Annotated in this window: 15 protein-coding genes; 3 read left to right on the top strand and 12 right to left on the bottom strand. The window is 37.8% G+C overall.

What is annotated here, in order from left to right; translation table 11 throughout:
- Positions 1-47 precede the first annotated feature (47 nt).
- Positions 48-917: a helix-turn-helix domain-containing protein gene (locus tag AC4PID_RS15225; protein ID WP_492132837.1), complete on the bottom strand. Its 870-nt coding sequence runs from the start codon at positions 915-917 to the stop codon at positions 48-50.
- Positions 918-1,203: 286 nt separating this feature from the next.
- A complete protein-coding gene (locus AC4PID_RS15220; protein WP_492132836.1) occupies positions 1,204-2,364 on the bottom strand; it encodes a TMEM165/GDT1 family protein in 1,161 nt (386 codons plus the stop codon).
- Between the two features lie 551 nt (positions 2,365-2,915).
- On the opposite strand from AC4PID_RS15220, the gene nox reads away from it, so the two are divergent.
- Positions 2,916-4,250: a H2O-forming NADH oxidase gene (nox, locus tag AC4PID_RS15215; RefSeq protein ID WP_492132835.1), complete on the top strand. Its 1,335-nt coding sequence runs from the start codon at positions 2,916-2,918 to the stop codon at positions 4,248-4,250.
- Positions 4,251-4,360: 110 nt separating this feature from the next.
- On the opposite strand, the gene AC4PID_RS15210 is transcribed toward nox, so the two are convergent.
- Positions 4,361-6,655, bottom strand: coding sequence for a glycoside hydrolase family 3 N-terminal domain-containing protein (locus AC4PID_RS15210; protein ID WP_492132834.1), 2,295 nt, complete (start codon positions 6,653-6,655; stop codon positions 4,361-4,363).
- A 169-nt stretch (positions 6,656-6,824) separates the two neighbouring features.
- Between AC4PID_RS15210 and AC4PID_RS15205 the strand changes: the two genes are divergently transcribed.
- Complete coding sequence (locus AC4PID_RS15205; protein WP_492132833.1) at positions 6,825-7,598, top strand: helix-turn-helix domain-containing protein; 774 nt, start codon at positions 6,825-6,827, stop codon at positions 7,596-7,598.
- Positions 7,599-7,644: 46 nt separating this feature from the next.
- Here AC4PID_RS15205 and AC4PID_RS15200 read toward each other — a convergent pair whose 3' ends face one another.
- From AC4PID_RS15200 to AC4PID_RS15185, 4 genes are all read right to left on the bottom strand, one after another.
- Positions 7,645-8,493 (bottom strand): EFR1 family ferrodoxin, encoded by an 849-nt coding sequence (locus AC4PID_RS15200; protein WP_492132832.1) that lies wholly within the window; start codon positions 8,491-8,493, stop codon positions 7,645-7,647.
- An 8-nt stretch (positions 8,494-8,501) separates the two neighbouring features.
- On the bottom strand, positions 8,502-8,867 hold the full coding sequence (locus AC4PID_RS15195) for a DUF8051 family protein (protein ID WP_492132831.1): 366 nt from the start codon (positions 8,865-8,867) through the stop codon (positions 8,502-8,504).
- A gap of 69 nt (positions 8,868-8,936) precedes the next feature.
- The gene (locus AC4PID_RS15190; protein WP_492132830.1) at positions 8,937-9,707 is read right to left on the bottom strand and encodes a DUF6597 domain-containing transcriptional factor; all 771 of its coding nucleotides are present in this window, start codon (positions 9,705-9,707) and stop codon (positions 8,937-8,939) included.
- Positions 9,691-10,374 carry a class I SAM-dependent methyltransferase gene (locus AC4PID_RS15185; protein WP_492132829.1) on the bottom strand — a complete coding sequence of 228 codons (684 nt, stop codon included), beginning with the start codon at positions 10,372-10,374 and terminating at the stop codon, positions 9,691-9,693. The genes AC4PID_RS15190 and AC4PID_RS15185 overlap by 17 nt, the downstream gene beginning before the upstream one ends.
- Positions 10,375-10,549: 175 nt before the next feature.
- Between AC4PID_RS15185 and AC4PID_RS15180 the strand changes: the two genes are divergently transcribed.
- Entirely contained in the window at positions 10,550-11,455 is a 906-nt protein-coding gene (locus AC4PID_RS15180; RefSeq protein WP_492132828.1) for a ketopantoate reductase family protein, read from the top strand.
- A gap of 83 nt (positions 11,456-11,538) precedes the next feature.
- Here AC4PID_RS15180 and AC4PID_RS15175 read toward each other — a convergent pair whose 3' ends face one another.
- From AC4PID_RS15175 to AC4PID_RS15155, 5 genes are all read right to left on the bottom strand, one after another.
- A complete protein-coding gene (locus AC4PID_RS15175; RefSeq protein ID WP_492132827.1) occupies positions 11,539-11,877 on the bottom strand; it encodes a zinc ribbon domain-containing protein YjdM in 339 nt (112 codons plus the stop codon).
- Between the two features lie 162 nt (positions 11,878-12,039).
- The gene (pulA, locus tag AC4PID_RS15170) at positions 12,040-14,817 is read right to left on the bottom strand and encodes a type I pullulanase (RefSeq protein WP_492132826.1); all 2,778 of its coding nucleotides are present in this window, start codon (positions 14,815-14,817) and stop codon (positions 12,040-12,042) included.
- Positions 14,818-14,980: 163 nt separating this feature from the next.
- The gene (locus tag AC4PID_RS15165) at positions 14,981-15,415 is read right to left on the bottom strand and encodes a hypothetical protein (protein WP_492132825.1); all 435 of its coding nucleotides are present in this window, start codon (positions 15,413-15,415) and stop codon (positions 14,981-14,983) included.
- A 19-nt stretch (positions 15,416-15,434) separates the two neighbouring features.
- On the bottom strand, positions 15,435-16,148 hold the full coding sequence (locus AC4PID_RS15160; protein ID WP_492132824.1) for a hypothetical protein: 714 nt from the start codon (positions 16,146-16,148) through the stop codon (positions 15,435-15,437).
- Between the two features lie 8 nt (positions 16,149-16,156).
- Positions 16,157-16,492, bottom strand: a complete 336-nt coding sequence (locus AC4PID_RS15155) for a PadR family transcriptional regulator (protein WP_492132823.1) — start codon at positions 16,490-16,492, stop codon at positions 16,157-16,159.
- Positions 16,493-16,612: the final 120 nt, after the last annotated feature.

Genomic DNA, 16,612 nt, shown 5'->3' with positions numbered 1-16,612 from the left:
AACTATAACAAAGGAGATTTTTTTTGAATTGTCATTTATTGCTGTAATTATAAATTCTCATCTTCCAGAAATTTTTTGATTGGCACATAGACCTCAAAGTTACCTTCGATGGATTTGAAATTGTTAAATACCTGTATCAGCTCAATATGATTTTCTGCAGATTCGAGTTTTGAAACCCTCAGAAACCGATAAAAATCTGTCTCCAGCAAATCCCCTATTTCTAGTAAATCTCCTGAATAATTGAACTTTGCAGTAAATAGACCAGGTAACTGAGTTGAATAGACATTTTCAATGCTTGTTTCAAATTCAGCTTCTATCCCATAAATCGCATTAAACTTAGTTGACCCCGGTCTGCAATTTGAGTACACCATATAGCTTCTAGTATTCTCACTTAAGTTCAATTCATTTATTAGTAGTTCCGCTTTAGAACGAATTAAAGTCTTAAACTCGTCATCTGCCAAATCAACTTCAAATACAATCCCACGAATGGTACGAGACTCAAAATCCAAAAGTGTAAAATCTGAGACGATATCACCATTATAGTTTTTAAAAGGCCTTTCGATAATTTCTGGAATATCAGTAACTGTATATTGTTCCATATTTTGAAGTGCAGCTGTTGGTGTTACCTCATAAACCTTTTTAAAAGCCTTTATAAAGCTGGATTGATCGGGAAAATCTAAGGCATATGCCACTTCAGTCAAAGTCATCTCACCACTTTTCATAAGTGTTATCGCAAGATTCATCTTTCTCTTTCGAATGTATTGATTAAAATTTTCTCCAAGAACTGCATTGAAAACGCGATTAAAAAAATACTTTGAAACGTTAAAAGTTTGTGCTGTTCCTTCAAGAGTAATTGATTGGTCCAAATGCGTTTCAATATATTGAAGTGACTGATGGATTAGATCAAAATATACCATATTTCCTCCCGATGATGCGATTCTAAATTTTTTTATAAATTCGCATTGCAAAGCCAAAGGCAATTAAAGTTATCGCCAAGCACCACACGATTGCTATATAAATATTATCACCTATTGGTTGATTTGATAACAAATTTCTTATGGCATCAACGATTGCAGTTACAGGTTTGCAATATTTAAATACTATTTGTTAAGTTCTATTTTGTATCTCAATATTAAGATAACTCTTCACATTAGTTTATATTAATTCGGCACTGTTTAAACACAACTGTAATCTTAACTCAACTTAAACTGTGCTATTTAGATAAACTTCAATTTTATCCGTACTGCTTGAATCCATTTCACGAATCTGGGCCAAATAAGCTTCTACAGTTGTAAATTCCTCGATCGTCACATGGAATAACAGTAATTCTAACTGTTTTCTAAGTTCATTTAACTGATCATCACGAGTGGCATCTACATTTTTAGACAGCATCATCAGTGTATCCGCTAAACTATCTATTACTGACTCTTTATTAAAAGCCTTCTCTTTAAAGCGCTCGTTTATATCTGATTTTGAATTTATATTGTGCTGACTAGTAGAAACATCGCTTATTGAGGCTGAAACATCAACTTCTTTGTTTAGCTCAAGCTGGACAATTTGTTTCGCTTTGCCAACTGGACAAGCGCCACCTTGACAAGTTTCACAGTATTCTGTTCCCAGACATATGCCTTCTAAGTCATCTTGAATATGATGATAATAGGCGTATAGCGCCTTAGCTGCTGTGACGTATTCTGAAGCAATCCCTTTTCTCTTGTGATCTAATAACTTGTAAATCATAAATCCAATCGTACCAAATAAGATCGATAAAACAGGTAAAATCCAATAAACCGTTAAAAACTGTGTCGGAACGGTTTGTGACAGCTTTTGGATTCCGAATATTAAAAAGATACATGATGCAAATATCTTAATTGCAATTTCTGGCACTTTATCCCCCAGTGTTCTACCAATTAGGATACCGATAAAACCCGTTGCAATCATCCCAAGCACTGTTCCCACTAAAATAAATGCTGGATAAGTCGCATCTGATGCAAGCGTAATCGCAGTCAACTGGGTTTTATCCCCAAGTTCTCCGATGAAAAAGGCAAGTGCTATCGTCACGACTGGACCAAACTGAAACTTAGGCGTCTCTTCTTCGTCATCCTCTTCAATCTTAAGTGACCAAATTGCGAAACCCACAAATGCAATACCTGCAACCAGCTGTAACGTGTTGATTGGTATAAAATTCGATAACAAACTTCCCAACAGAACCGCCAATCCATGATTGAGAAATGCTCCTATACCAATCCCTAAGAGTACCTTCTTAACAGGATAACGCGTCGCAAATGCCATCGCCAGGATTTGCGTTTTGTCTCCCATTTCTGCAATAAAGATCAAGGTAAAAGCCTTAAGTATTTCTTGAAACATATGAAATTCTCCTTATAACTCGTTTTATTTTGAAATCTTTAATCTGTAAACTTGCTCAAACACCTCCAATTCCAATATTATGCCATTACTAATGGTATTTAGATTTTGACACTAATGGATCTTTATTTTTAACTTTAATAGATATTAATTATTAACTTTTAATGGTCTTTAAACTTTGACTTTTAAACGAAAAAAAGAGACCTGTAGATTAATAGACTAATCGCCTAATAATCTAAAAGTCTCGCCTCTTATCTTTCAAAGCAGTTATGACCAGGATTTCTCCAGTATGTTGACCATAACTTGGTTTCCCATAGCTACTCCCCTTTAGAGCACCCTAATTTTAACATCTTTAGACGTTTTACGTCAATAAAAATCTATGCCTTTCCTATATAAATGCAAATTTGGTCGCCTTAAAAAACTCTTTTTCTCTATCCGATTGACAACTGTTACGAATTGTTAATATTTTAACTGTTTAAAAATCTCTAAAAATGGTATCTGTTAAATATGTAACAATTACAATTTTAAACTAATTACATTTAAGGAGAACACATATGAAAAAAGTCGTAATCGTTGGCGCAAATCATGCAGGTACAGCAGCAACTAATACTATTTTAGATAACTCAAAAGATCATCAAGTAACCGTATTTGATGCAAATAGCAATATCAGCTTTTTAGGCTGTGGCATGGCGCTCTGGATCGGTAATCAAATCGACGGACCCGATGGTCTTTTCTACTCAAATAAAGAAACACTTGAATCAAAAGGTGCAAAAATCTACATGGAAACACCTGTTGAAAGAATCGACTTTGAAAACAAAATTGTGTACGCTAAAACACTTACTGGAGAGGTCATCGAAGCAGAATACGATGATTTAATTCTAGCAACTGGGTCATTGCCTATCGTACCGAAACTTGAAGGTGGCGATCTTGAAAACGTACAAAAAGTTAAGCTATATCAACATGCAGAAGTGGTAATCGATAAGCTTGCAGACCCAACCATCAAGGATGTCGTCGTCGTTGGTGCGGGTTATATTGGGGTTGAACTTGCAGAAGCCTTCCAAAGACATGGTAAATCAGTGACACTAATAGACATTGCTCAGACAAGCCTCCCTGCTTACTACGATGCACCTTTCACAGCTATGATGAATGAAAACTTATCTGGCAATGGCATTAAACTCGCTTTTGGTGAAACGGTACAAAAACTCGAAGGCAATGGAAAGGTTGAACGCGTCATTACTGATAAAGCAACACATCCAGCAGATATGGTGGTTCTTGCAATCGGATTTAGACCCAATACTGAGCTAGGTAGTGAGTTCCTCACCACCTTTAAAAATGGCGCTTACCTAGTAGATAAGAGACAACGTACTTCTGCACAAGGCGTCTATGCTATCGGTGACTGTGCAACCGTATACGATAACTCACTTGATCGTCCAAGCTACATCGCTCTAGCAACAAATGCCGTTAGATCAGCTATCGTTGCAGCGCATAATGTTTTAGGCAATTCGGTGGAAAGTGCTGGTGTACAAGGCTCTAATGGCATCGCTATATACGATTTAAAAATGGTCTCAACTGGCGTTACCGCTGAAAGAGCTGCTCTGTTAGGACTTGACGTCGCTTATACCGATATTGAAGATTATCAAAAACCAGAATTCATAAAAGAACATAACGAAAAAGTCAAACTTAGAATCGTTTATGATAAAAACACAAGAGTGATTCTAGGTGCACAAATGGCTTCAAAACACGATATGTCCATGGGCATCCATCTCTTCTCACTTGCGATACAAGAAAAAGTAACCATCGATAAACTCGCATTAACTGACTTATTCTTCTTACCGCATTTCAATAAGCCATACAACTATGTCACAGTGGCTGCTTTAAGTGCAAAATAAGGAAAAAAGTTAGATTTATATGCTAAGTCAAACGTAACGATACTCTAAGTAAAATAAAAGCCTCTAACCAGTACTAGAATAATCTAGATCACTGTGTTAGAGGCTTTCAATTATTTAACGATTAGCGTTTCATATAATAATGACGTATCCCTAGAATCTGGTCCAACCCCAATTTTAAAGTCTCCTGGCTCTACGATTTTTTTACCAGAAGGATCAATAATAGCGAGCTCTTCAATCTCAAGTTTAATCGTAACGACTTTGGTTGCACCTCGATTGATCTTTACACGTTCAAAGCCCTTCAGCATCTTAAAAGGGGTCATAACTGAGCTGACTAAATCACTCACATAGAGCTGAACGATTTCTTCACCATCATAATTTCCAGTATTGGTCACTTCCACAGATACAGTGATAGAATCTGTCGGCCCGCAAATCGTTTGAGAAAGTCCTAAATTTGAGTATTTAAAAGTTGTATAAGAAAGGCCATAGCCAAACGGATAAAGTGCCGTCATCGGTAAATCAATATACTTACTACCATGCCAACCCGGTAGCTGATTATAATAAACCGGTAGCTGACCAACATGATAAGGAAATGATATAGACAGCTTTCCACTCGGCACACACTCACCAAAGACAATTTCAGCTAAAGCAAGACCACCCAATTGGCCAGAGTTAAACGTTTCGATCACAGCATCAGCATTTTCTTTGATCCATGGTATGGACAACGGTTTACCGTTCGCTAAGACGACTACCATAGGTTTACCAGTCGCTTTAAGCTTTTCCAATAAGAGCTGCTGCTCTCCCATCAAATCTAAGTTAGCACGGTCCTTAAACTCACCGTTTTGCTCAATGGTATCGCCCACCACTGCTATGATAAGATCAGATGTGTCGGCTAATTCTATCGCCGCACGCATCTCAAAATCATCCTTTGAAACTTCCGAAACATCACACCCTCTTTGATAATTGACTTTTACATCATAACTTTCGGCAAGCTTTTCGATCCCCTTTAAAACCGTATAAGTCTGAGTCAATGATGGTTCATACTTTGGAAATGGATGTGTGAAGTAAGTCCAGTCACCATACTGCGCTCTCAAATCATCCGCATTCGGTCCAATTACTGCGATTTTTTTATACTTTTTGCCTAATGGTAATAACTTATTTTTATTTTCAAGTAGTACGATGGACTTCCTTGTGAGTTCTAAATTACGCTCTAAATGTGCATCACACGCGAAAACAGAGTCGCTTCTTTCTAACCCCTCCGACTGATGCACCTTTTCAAACAACCCCATCTTGAACTTAGTTAGCAATATTCTTCTTACTGCATCGTCTAAGGTTGCTTCAGCTACCTTGCCTACTTTCACAAGTTCTACCATGGTTTCAAAGAAAGCAGGCGTGTTCATAATCATGTCATTTCCTGATTCTATGGTTACTTTTGAAGCTTCTGCTAAGTTTTCACATACGCGCTGTTGCGTGACAAGACTCTCAGTATTATTCCAGTCAGTGATGATGAACCCTGTAAAATCGAATTCATCCTTTAGTATCCCTTTAATCAATGGCTGATTTGCCGTTGCAGGTGTGCCATCGATGGATTGATAGCCAGTCATAATAGACATACAGCCTGCTTTTATGGCTTTTTCAAAGGGAGGTAGGAATGTTTCTCGGGCTTTTCTAAAGGAAATTTGTGTGTCATAAGAATCGCGACCACCTACGGATTCGCCATATGCAAGGTAATGCTTTGCACATGCCAATATACTGGTTGGCTCAGCAAGTGACTCACCTTGATAGCCTTTAATAATCGCACTGCCCAGCTCACCGATGAGATAAGGATCTTCTCCAAATGTTTCGCCCACACGCCCCCATCTAAGGTCTCGTGCGATGCAAAGCACTGGTGAAAAAGTCATATGGATCCCATCCGCTGCAACCTCTTTGGCTGTAACATGCCCCATTTCCTTTAGTGCTTCTCTATCCCAGCTACAAGAAGCGGCTAGCTGAGAAGGAAATACCGTGGCGCCGTTGTGAAGCGCGTGCCCGTGAATGGCATCGATACCGAACATCACTGGAATACCTAATCGTGTGCTCTTTGCCAACGCTTGTATCATATGAATTTCATCGCCCAGTACATGTAAAAACGATCCAGCATGCTTATTTTGAACCCAGTCATTTCTATCTTCGTCAGACATTCTACTATAGATCCAGCCCACTGCCTTGCCATCCACAAACTCGGGATCGGCCTTCATGCAAGAAATCTGCATCATTTGCCCCACTTTTTCCTCTAATGTCATCTGTGCTAGCAAACGTTCAGTTCTGATTTCTGGCGCTAGAGTTGAGTCTAAGTAGGATTGATCCAATTTGCTTTGATTCAAATGTGTATGATTCTCGTTTGATTGTTTTCCATTTGAACTTTTCATTCGCCACCTCATGAAATATTTCATTATTTCCCTTAGCGTATCAAATTATAGAAGTTGAAACTATCATATATCTACGATTTATTGTATATTTATATTGTAATTGTATCTATAATTACACATAACTTAAATTACTAACTTAAACTACGATCTTACTAAATGGAAGGTTAATATGAAAACAAACACATCTACAACGCTAAATCTAGATACCTCCGTACAGACCAAGCTGACGCATACCACTTTTTTGCAGCGTGAACACCTATCGGCTCACCATACCTATGATGATGAAATGCGTCAATACGAGTATGCCAAGCAAGGCGACTTCAGAAGTATCGAAGAAAGCAAGCGTATTTTCCAAGGTGATTCTACGGGGCAGCTTTCAAACGATCCCATTAGAAATGCCAAGTATCTCTTCGTTGCATCGGTCACACTTTTAACGCGGTTTTGTATCGAGGGCGGCATGCCATCAGAGATTGCCTACACGCTAAGTGACCTCTATATTCAAAAAATGGACGAGATTCATGCTCTGCATCAACTATACACACTACACAGCGAAATGTTCCATGACTTTACCTCCCGCATGGCTGAAACAAGAACATCCAAAAGCTATTCTAAGAAAGTACTTCTTAGCTTTGATTACATCTATATGAATCTGCACAAAGAAATAACCGTCTCTGACTTAGCAAAAACGGTTGATTTAACCCCTAATTATTTATCCAGTCTATTTATGAATGAGGTTGGCATGAGTCTATCGGCATACATTCGAAGTAAGCGGATCGAGGCTGCTGAAAATATGATTAAATATTCGAGCTTTTCACTTTTGGAAATCAGCAATTATCTTAATTTCAGCTCTCAAAGTCATTTTTCAAAGGTGTTTAAAACACAAACCGGGTACACGCCAAAGCTATATCGAAAACTCTTTTTCAGGCACAATTGGTCCTCATAAATTTAGAATTCGTTGATTTAGTCCTCGTAAATATGGTCCCTGTAGATTACGAAAAATCCTTCAGCCTTGCATTTTTCTTCTGATAAAGCGTTTTACCATTTAAAGTGAATGCATTTTTAGGACAATAATTGACACATCTCATACACGAGATACACTTGGTCGTATCTATGGCAATTTTCAGTTCAGGAACTGAGCTTAAAGCCTGTACTGGACAATGCGAAACACACAGTTGACACTCAATGCACTTATCTGCTGTGACCGAAAGCTTTGAAGCCATTTGACCCCAAATTTTCTTACCCTTTGAGATAGCTCGCATCCAATCTGAAAAAATTGGAACTCGACGCCATTTTGTATTGCCTGCTATAAGTGCATCCACATAAGCTTCAACCTCTTCCTGCACCTTTTCACTTTTTAGAATCCCTTGATCCACTTTCTTTTGACTCATCTGCATACTGGTTGGCATCTTAAACTCCATTGCGCCAATGCATTTGTAACCCTTACTCTTTAAAAGCTGTTTCATAGGTCCCACCACGCCACCAGAGTAGCTTTCCATAGTGTCTGCCATAAAAATCTTTTGCCCATTCACGTTTGGCATTTGATTCACAAAAGCCCAAACGTTTGGAAATGTGGATTGCACCGCAACTGGAAAGACGATACCAACGAACTCATAATCTATACTAGAGCTCAAAGAACTATTTTTATCATAGCTATATTGATCTGAACTATTTTGCTTAGACTTAATTTCATCAGACTGGTTTTCATCAGACCGATTTCCATCAGACATTTTCTCTAAAACTACATTAAAACCTTTCATTTCAAACCGTGTTTGCATCATTCTCATAACCAGATATGTGTTTCCAGTCCCTGAGAAGTAGATTAGTTTAACGTTTTTCATTCCCTCTCCTATTGGCTAATGGCTAAAATAAATAAGTAAACGGCTACTGAAAAATTGACTATTTCAAGTAATTGCAGTGCTTTAGACATTTTGGTTGGCGATTTGGGAAATATTTTTGCCAAATCCAGTGCATAGACGATCATATAGCCAATGGCAACAGCTATCGTAAGAGGTTGCCAAATTGAATTGCCACTAAGTACAAAATAAGCATTAACAAACGTCATTAAACCCAGTGAAATTAAAAATACATTAAACCCCCAAAAAACAATTCCCTTAAGGTGTGTAAAATCTCGGTTTTCTATGGGGCCTCCAGGTACTTGAATCGCTAGTAAAGTAACGTTAAGAAAAAGTACCAGACTGATAAAAATAGACATAACATCCTCCTATGTGATTACATATCTCAATTTTACTTCGTCCCTTTGAAGCGGTATTGTAAAAAATCGTCATTTTCTTAAATGTTTGTGTTCAGATAAGTACTTTAGTGTCAGCTCATTAGACTCCCTTTCCAACTCTTGAGGCGTCTTGGTCGTATAGCGCTTTGTAGTTTTAATGGCATGAGATTGATCGTAAAAATAATCATGATCCTCTGGTGACAAATGGAATCTTTTAATATTCACATACGCCTTTGGTGAGATACCAAAAGAACGTTTAAATTTTCTTTCCAATGTGGAAAGACTCATCCCCAAATCATGTGCCATTTGCTTAACACTGAAGATATGGATATGCTGATCAATGTATTGCATCATTTGATACAGACCTTTATTTTCATAGCTCAAACGCACTAGATGATTGCGAATAAACGTCCATATACAAGAAATACGAACCTCGTCGTCCACTTCTATTTTGAGTTGCTCATAAAGTGTTCTAAAAGTGTCACTGCCCTCTAGGATGGTTTTTGTCTCATTTTCACTAAATAAGTTTTGATAAGCGATTGGTTTTATGGCAACTCCTATTTGATACAAATTCTTTTCATATCTTACCTTGTAAGCTTGGTCGATCATCCCTACGACGGCAATGTCAGGTAATTTAAAGTACGTTTGTGAATCAGAAGGACTAAAGTAATAGGCATCACCAAAATTAAAAATAACGTTCATATGCGCTAATGGCATAATGATATCATCACGTTGTGCTTCTGGTACCTCTTCAATCTTTATCATCCAAATATAATCGATCCAGTATGCCAAATCAGCATCCGGTTTATAGTGTTTTATCATCTGGTCTCACCTTTAGTAAGCCTCTATAATGGTGATGCGTTTCATGCTCAATTACCCATGTATTAAGTACTATAAAACCATTGTCGGCCAGCTCTTGTTCTAATGCTTCCTTAGAAAGTAAGCATCTATCAATTTCTGAAATCTTAGGCTTTTCAAGTGCATTTGGTGCCATTATGGCTGAAGCAACAAAAAAATAGCCACTGCGTTTTATAAGTCGCTTGACGTTGTTATAAAAGCTTGCTCTAGCTTCATCAAATAAGCAATGCAAGCAGTTACCGTCGATTATTAAATCAAATTGTTCATCCGTTAGCAGGTTGTCATCTGTAACATCTGCTTCAAAAAATCGAATCTTTTCGGAATCGAAATTAGCCGCTGTTTGAGAGAAAATTGAAGCGGCTTTTTCATTCGCCCACTTGATTGCGGTTATTGAAAAGTCAATACCGACAACATCAAATCCTCTTTGTGCAAGTTTAATAGAGACATCCCCTGCACCACATCCAAGCTCAAGAATTTTACCCTCTACCAAATGAGATTCTCTTAAAATCTTATCGATATTATCGTCCCAACCTGCCATTCTATCTTTATATTTTGAACCGCCCCAGCCTTCATACTGCTTTTCAACAAGGGTCTGATAGACAGCTTCATGTGCACTTTTTTTATCAATCATTTTCAGCCTCTCTTCTACAAACAAATGTTATCACTATTTCTATGATAGACCAAATGCTGTTAAAATCCAAATGCGTAAAATGAAAACTCATTTTTAATGATAATTTATGAGAATTTATGATAAAATAGATGAAAATTTGATGATCAGTCCTTAAAGCTTGAGAACAGGAGGCGTTATGAATATTTCTTTAATTGGTTTGGGTGCAATAGGCGCATCCTATGCAGAAAAACTTAACGAATGTGAAAGTGCTAATCTCAGCATTATATTAGATGAAAATCGTTATAAGACTTATTTTAACAGTGAATTCACAATCAATGGTAAAGTGCAACATTTTAACTATGTAAAAGATACGGACCCAGCTGTCCCTGCTGATTTGGTCATTATTGCCGTTAAGTATAATGAACTCCAAAATGCAATTCATTTGGTTCGCAATCACGTTGGTGAAAATACAACCATTATGTCATTACTCAATGGCATCGACTCAGAAGAGATCATCGGTGCCACTTATGGTGCTGAGAAACTATTATTCAGTATGTGCTTAGGCATTGATGCACAAAGAACAAATAAAGAAGTGAGCTATGGTAGTATTGGAAAGATCGTATTTGGTGAAAAAGACAGCCATATTTCAACCAGAGTTGAAACCATCTCTAGGTTGTTTGAAAAAGCAAACGTACCTTATGAAAATCCAGCAGATATGTATAAACAAATGTGGTGGAAATTTATGATCAACGTCTGTAGCAATCAACCGACTGCCATCTTAGGTGCGAACTATCATTTTCTTAACACCGATAATGGTCATCGTATCATGCACTTGGTTATGACAGAGGTCAGTGCTATCGCGAAAGTTAAGGGTGTCATTATCACTGAGGACGATTTTAACGCTTGGATCAAGCTGCTTGGAACGATGGTGCCAGAGAATAAAACCTCGATGCTACAGGATATGGATGCCGGTCGAGCAACTGAGGTCGATATGTTCTCGGGTGTTATCTGTAAAATAGGTGATGAACACGGAATCGAAACGCCTTATAACGATCTCATGTATCATATGATTAAGCTTAAAGAGCAAATCGTAAAAGGATGATTTTACCACAATCAAAATTGCTGCTAAATAAAGAAAAAGAAGCGATGAGCCAATCATCACTTCTTTTTTAGGTTTAATTAACACTATATTTTTTTTACAAATTCGGATTTAAGCTTCATTGCACCAAAACCTTCAATCTTACAATCTATGTTATGGTCACCTTCTTCAATTAAACGAATGCCTTTTACTTTTGTGCCCATTTTAAGTGTTGAACTACTGCCTTTCACTTTTAAATCTTTAATGATACTTACCGTATCACCATCTGTTAAAACATTCCCATTTGCATCTTTTACTATGAAAGCTTCTTCTGTATCATTCGCTGTTATTGGCCATTCATGACCACATTCAGGGCACACATAAAAGATATCTGATTCATAAGTGTATTCAGATTGACACTTTGGGCAATTTGGTAATTTAAACATTTCGTTCTCCAATCCATAATTTTTTACTCACGTTGACTATAGTAACACAGCTGGTCAATATTGGCAAATTTGTAGTAAAAGTTGATGACTTCATTTTGATTCTTATATAATGCCCTTTTTTATATGTTAAAGCAACCATTGCAATACAATTATAAATCTATTTTATTTTACTACTTTTTGCCTTCTTCTATAAAGGAATAAGACCAATCCAATCATAATCAGTGCGGTCACTGAGATGATGATTATCATCTGTGAATCGTTGTCACTAGATCCTGTGCCACTGACGATTACGCCTTCTTGACCTTCTAATACCAGTGCCGAAGAAGAGGGTATTTGAATCGTCCCACCCATGATGATTTCTACGCCTTCGGGTGCCGCCATTTGATCGTTGATGAGGACTTTATATTTGCCAGCTGGAATTTCTATGCTTTGCGCTTCAAGTGCCCCATTAAAAAAGACATATAGATCTTGATTGGTATCTACGTTTGCGGCTTTATCTATTTTGTAACCAATCATCATTTCAGACATAAGAACCGATGCATCACTTGCAAATTCATTCGTACTTGCTTCGCTGCTAAAGAAATGCAAATTGGCTTGTATTTCCTCTTGTGTCGCCATACTGAATGCTGAATATGCCTTGCGTACAGCGATTAGTCCCTTGTAATATTCAAAGACATCTTTGTGCATGGTTTTTAAATCCCAATCCAAAGCATTGATGGCATCCGAAGATTTATAGCTGTTTTCGTCGCCATCCTTTGTTCTTAAAAAGTCAACGCCCGCATGTAAAAATGGCATGCCTTGCGAAGTTAGTACGATGGCATTGCTTAGCTTATCCATTGCAATTCGCTCAGCCTCTGTTGCATCCGGATTTGTCACTGCAAGCTTATCCCAAAGGGTTAAGTTGTCATGTGCTGAAACATAATTAACCGACTGCCATGGGTATATCGCCCATGGTTTTTTAGAGTAATTGACTTTTTTATAATTAACGCCGTCATGTTCAACTGCGCCAACGATACCAAATTTAACACTCTCTTCTAAATTAGGGAAACCGCCTGCAAAGCCACCCTCGGTTGCATTGAATACATGCCCCTTGATGCCATCTCTAAAATCATCACTAAATGCACCAATACCAGTTGCCTCAGACATATTTGCTTTAACCAGTCTAAGGCCTTCTGGCAACGGTGAGCTACCACCTGTCCATCCTTCGCCATAGATAACGATATCCGGGTTGACCTCACGCAGTGCTTTTTCTATCTCATTCATCGTTTCAATATCTAAAACGCCCATTAAATCGAAACGGAAACCATCGATGTGATATTCTGAAACCCAATGAACTAAGGAATCAATAATCATCTTTTTAACCATACTTCTTTCACTTGCAATTTCATTACCGGTTCCAGATGCGTTGGAATATTTTCCATCGATCATACGATAATAGTAATTAGGCTCGATAATTGAAAAGTTCGAATCACCACTTAATGCAGTATGGTTATAGACCACATCCATTATGACCCCAATACCGGCGTCATGTAAACCTTGTATCATTTCTCTCATTTCTTCAACTCTTACTTCACCATGGTAAGGATCTGATGAATAAGAACCTTCAGGTAGGCTATAGTTTTTCGGGTCATAGCCCCAATTGAAATTATTATCAGCAAGCCTTGTTTCGTCAATGCTATTAAAATCGAACATAGGTAAGATTTGAACATGCGTGATGCCCAACTCTTTCAGATGAGAAAGCCCCGTTTTCGTACCATCTGCTGTTTGTGTATCTGGCTCGATGACGCCCAAATACTTACCTGCTTGATCAATCCCTGATGTTGCGTCTATCGATAAATCTCTAATGTGCATTTCATAAACGATGATATCATTCTGACTTTCGACATTTGGACCATCATCTTCGGACCAGTTATCTGGCAGATCACTATTAAAATCGAGAACCATGGATCGATCGCCATTTACACCCGCTGCAGTGGCATAAGGGTCATAGGTTTCTTTAGTAATGTCTTTTCTTGTCACACCATAGGTATAATAAACACCATTTTGATCGCCATCAACTGTAACTTCCCAAACACCATTTGTATCCATGCTCATTGGTTGAGACTCAATAAATGTATCACCATCACCGGTTTGATAAAGATTTACGACCATTAAGTCTGCTGTTGGTGCCCATACTCTGAACGTCGTTTGTTCTTTTGTGTATACAGCTCCAAGCGCTTTATTACTCGTATAGGTGGTCTCAAATGCCTCAGAATCATATAACCCACTGATTTCTACAGGAATCGGCGTATAATCGAGATAATTCGTAATATAGGATTCATTTATATTGACTGCACCATCTAATAAGATGACAAAATTCGTCGATAAAGAGCTACTGCCTGAGCTCACAGCAGTTGGCTTAAGAGTTGCTCCTGATTCAGATATTAGACTAAACTCATTTCGAAGGCTTCCAGCCTCAATCGGTTTAGATGTGCTTATTTTAATAGTACCCGCATCAATAAAGCTCGCTTTAAGGAATTTCGGCGATAGATCAATCTCTGATTCTGAGTAATACACATTCTCTACACCTTGAACCAAAAATATTTCAATATTACCTTCAGCATTTTTTGCATCGATACTAACAAATCGATCAGCATCGACATCCTTTGCTTCCCATTCCCCTTTTCTTACAATAAATCCGATCTCTTCAGCTGAGCTTATTCCCTCTAAAACAAAATCAGCTTTCTTACCAAATGCGTCATCCGAGTTGAATGCGAAGCTTTGCCCGTCCTTCCCCTTCACCCAGATCCATAAATTCCATCCATCATACTGCTCATCAAATCGATGATAATGTACGGTCATATTGATTTGATCCTCAGAGGCTGCATTTGATATGACTTCACTTGGAAGAAGTAGCACCATCATTACAACTATCAACAAAATACTAATCCACTTTCTCATAAATCCCCCTCTTTGTGCAATCGGTTGCACGGATTGTTAGTACTATTATATCAAAACAAACTATCTTCAACAACAATCATTAATCATATAAAAAACCAACTCGTTTGACTAAAGTTAACTTAGTCGAACCAGTTGGTTTATTTTTACCAAATATGAGATTTCTTTAAACGAAAAAACTGATAATAAATGCAAGTGTAAACATCCCCATAAAACCAGCGATCATCATATCCAGTCCTTTTGAATAGCCCTTCGGTGTGATTTCTCCCATTTCATCCAGCTTTTTAATAATGGCATGTAGTCGCCAAAAATAAGTTGAAATAGATAGGATCATAGCTGCAACTGCTAACTGTTTTGTAAACTCACTACCTGTAAACAAAATCACAAGCAATAAAACGATAAATATCAACTTGGTTCCTGCAACCCAGTTTACCAAATAACTTGCAAATAACCTCGCAGATGGATCCTTCTGAGTTTTAGACCACTGATTAAATACAGCGATGCCATTACCGTACTTAAAATCAGGAAAAAAGTAAAGAATGATTACATTTGCAGATTCCATTAAAACAAAAATGATAATTGACCAATCAAGTATACTCATAACACGCTCCTACTTTTTATTAATATGTTGTTGAACTATATACGATATCCAATATCCGCTTTAAGAATTTCGGGAAGTTTGGGAAGGATTTATTCAGTTGTGCTGTAAACATTTGCGTGGAATCGGTTAAGCGATTAAATCCAAACTCACCTTTGTATTCTGACATATATGCCGTAAGCTTTGCATGTGCGACATCGCCTATAGCGATGTCAGTTGCAATCGCAACACCTCCAATGGCTAAATTATGCGCCACTGCTACGCCACCAATCGCTAGCATGTAAGCCGCTGCAACACCACCGAACGCACCTATCGCTCCTAGTGCAAGTCCACCAAATGCCATTACGCCTAAGCCAATACCACCAAGTGAAAATATGCCTAATGAAAACGCGCCAATAGAGATGACGCCAACTGAGAAGTTCCCTATGGCAATGATGCCTTTTGCCACTTCAAACTTTCCTACTCTTATACTGATTAATGGAATGCCCATTATTTTTGCTTTACTCGTGTAGTTAAATGTCTTTTTACCCTGATTGACTAGAGCACTCGGTTCAATATTTTCGATAAATTCCTGAGCGACTTCGTACGTACTCCCCATTAAATCTTCTGGCGAAGCCGAACTATGATATTCTTCTAAGCGTGAGATGATGTCCTCTTTGATGCGGTTTTTATAAGCTCGGTCAACGGGAATCAACGCTACGACTTGCTCTGCATATTTTTGATTTGCACTTTTCATTGGATCACCTATCCTTTCAACACGTGATTTGTTATCTGATAGAACTGTTGCCATTCCGCTTTCATAAGAGCCAACTGTTGGATGCCATCCTCAGTGATTTTATAATATTTTCTAGGTACTGCACGATCGGCTTCAGAAGGCTGTCTATAATTTTGAATCAAATTTTTATCTTCTAAACGGTATAAAACCGGATAAAGCGATCCTTCCTTCATTAAATAATACCCATCAGACGCTTTATCGAGCTGACTGATAATCTCGTAACCGTATGCATCTCCGTGGTTGAGCAAATCAAGCACCAATAGGTCAAGTACACCTTTTTTGAACTGCTTTAGTAAGTTGTCCAATAAAGTACCTCCTTTATACTAAGTGTTAACCAATACTATGTACTTTGTATTACTAAGTATATAGTATTACTTATTCTATTTTCTGTCAATAGTTTGCTTTCAAAAATTAAAATGATAAAA

This window comes from Fusibacter sp. QWL-12 (assembly GCF_058683495.1).
The sequence above is the reverse complement of the archived record's forward strand: the minus strand, read 5'-3'. Positions and strand labels throughout refer to the sequence as shown.

Excerpts from the sequence above, each read along its gene's own strand:
- AC4PID_RS15225 (WP_492132837.1), bottom strand. The coding sequence starts at position 917 with ATGGTATATTTTGATCTAATCCATCAGTCACTTCAATATATTGAAACG.
- AC4PID_RS15220 (WP_492132836.1), bottom strand. The coding sequence starts at position 2,364 with ATGTTTCAAGAAATACTTAAGGCTTTTACCTTGATCTTTATTGCAGAA.
- nox (WP_492132835.1), top strand. The coding sequence starts at position 2,916 with ATGAAAAAAGTCGTAATCGTTGGCGCAAATCATGCAGGTACAGCAGCA.
- AC4PID_RS15210 (WP_492132834.1), bottom strand. The coding sequence starts at position 6,655 with ATGAAAAGTTCAAATGGAAAACAATCAAACGAGAATCATACACATTTG.
- AC4PID_RS15205 (WP_492132833.1), top strand. The coding sequence starts at position 6,825 with ATGAAAACAAACACATCTACAACGCTAAATCTAGATACCTCCGTACAG.
- AC4PID_RS15200 (WP_492132832.1), bottom strand. The coding sequence starts at position 8,493 with ATGAAAAACGTTAAACTAATCTACTTCTCAGGGACTGGAAACACATAT.
- AC4PID_RS15195 (WP_492132831.1), bottom strand. The coding sequence starts at position 8,867 with ATGTCTATTTTTATCAGTCTGGTACTTTTTCTTAACGTTACTTTACTA.
- AC4PID_RS15190 (WP_492132830.1), bottom strand. The coding sequence starts at position 9,707 with ATGATAAAACACTATAAACCGGATGCTGATTTGGCATACTGGATCGAT.
- AC4PID_RS15185 (WP_492132829.1), bottom strand. The coding sequence starts at position 10,374 with ATGATTGATAAAAAAAGTGCACATGAAGCTGTCTATCAGACCCTTGTT.
- AC4PID_RS15180 (WP_492132828.1), top strand. The coding sequence starts at position 10,550 with ATGAATATTTCTTTAATTGGTTTGGGTGCAATAGGCGCATCCTATGCA.
- AC4PID_RS15175 (WP_492132827.1), bottom strand. The coding sequence starts at position 11,877 with ATGTTTAAATTACCAAATTGCCCAAAGTGTCAATCTGAATACACTTAT.
- pulA (WP_492132826.1), bottom strand. The coding sequence starts at position 14,817 with ATGAGAAAGTGGATTAGTATTTTGTTGATAGTTGTAATGATGGTGCTA.
- AC4PID_RS15165 (WP_492132825.1), bottom strand. The coding sequence starts at position 15,415 with ATGAGTATACTTGATTGGTCAATTATCATTTTTGTTTTAATGGAATCT.
- AC4PID_RS15160 (WP_492132824.1), bottom strand. The coding sequence starts at position 16,148 with ATGAAAAGTGCAAATCAAAAATATGCAGAGCAAGTCGTAGCGTTGATT.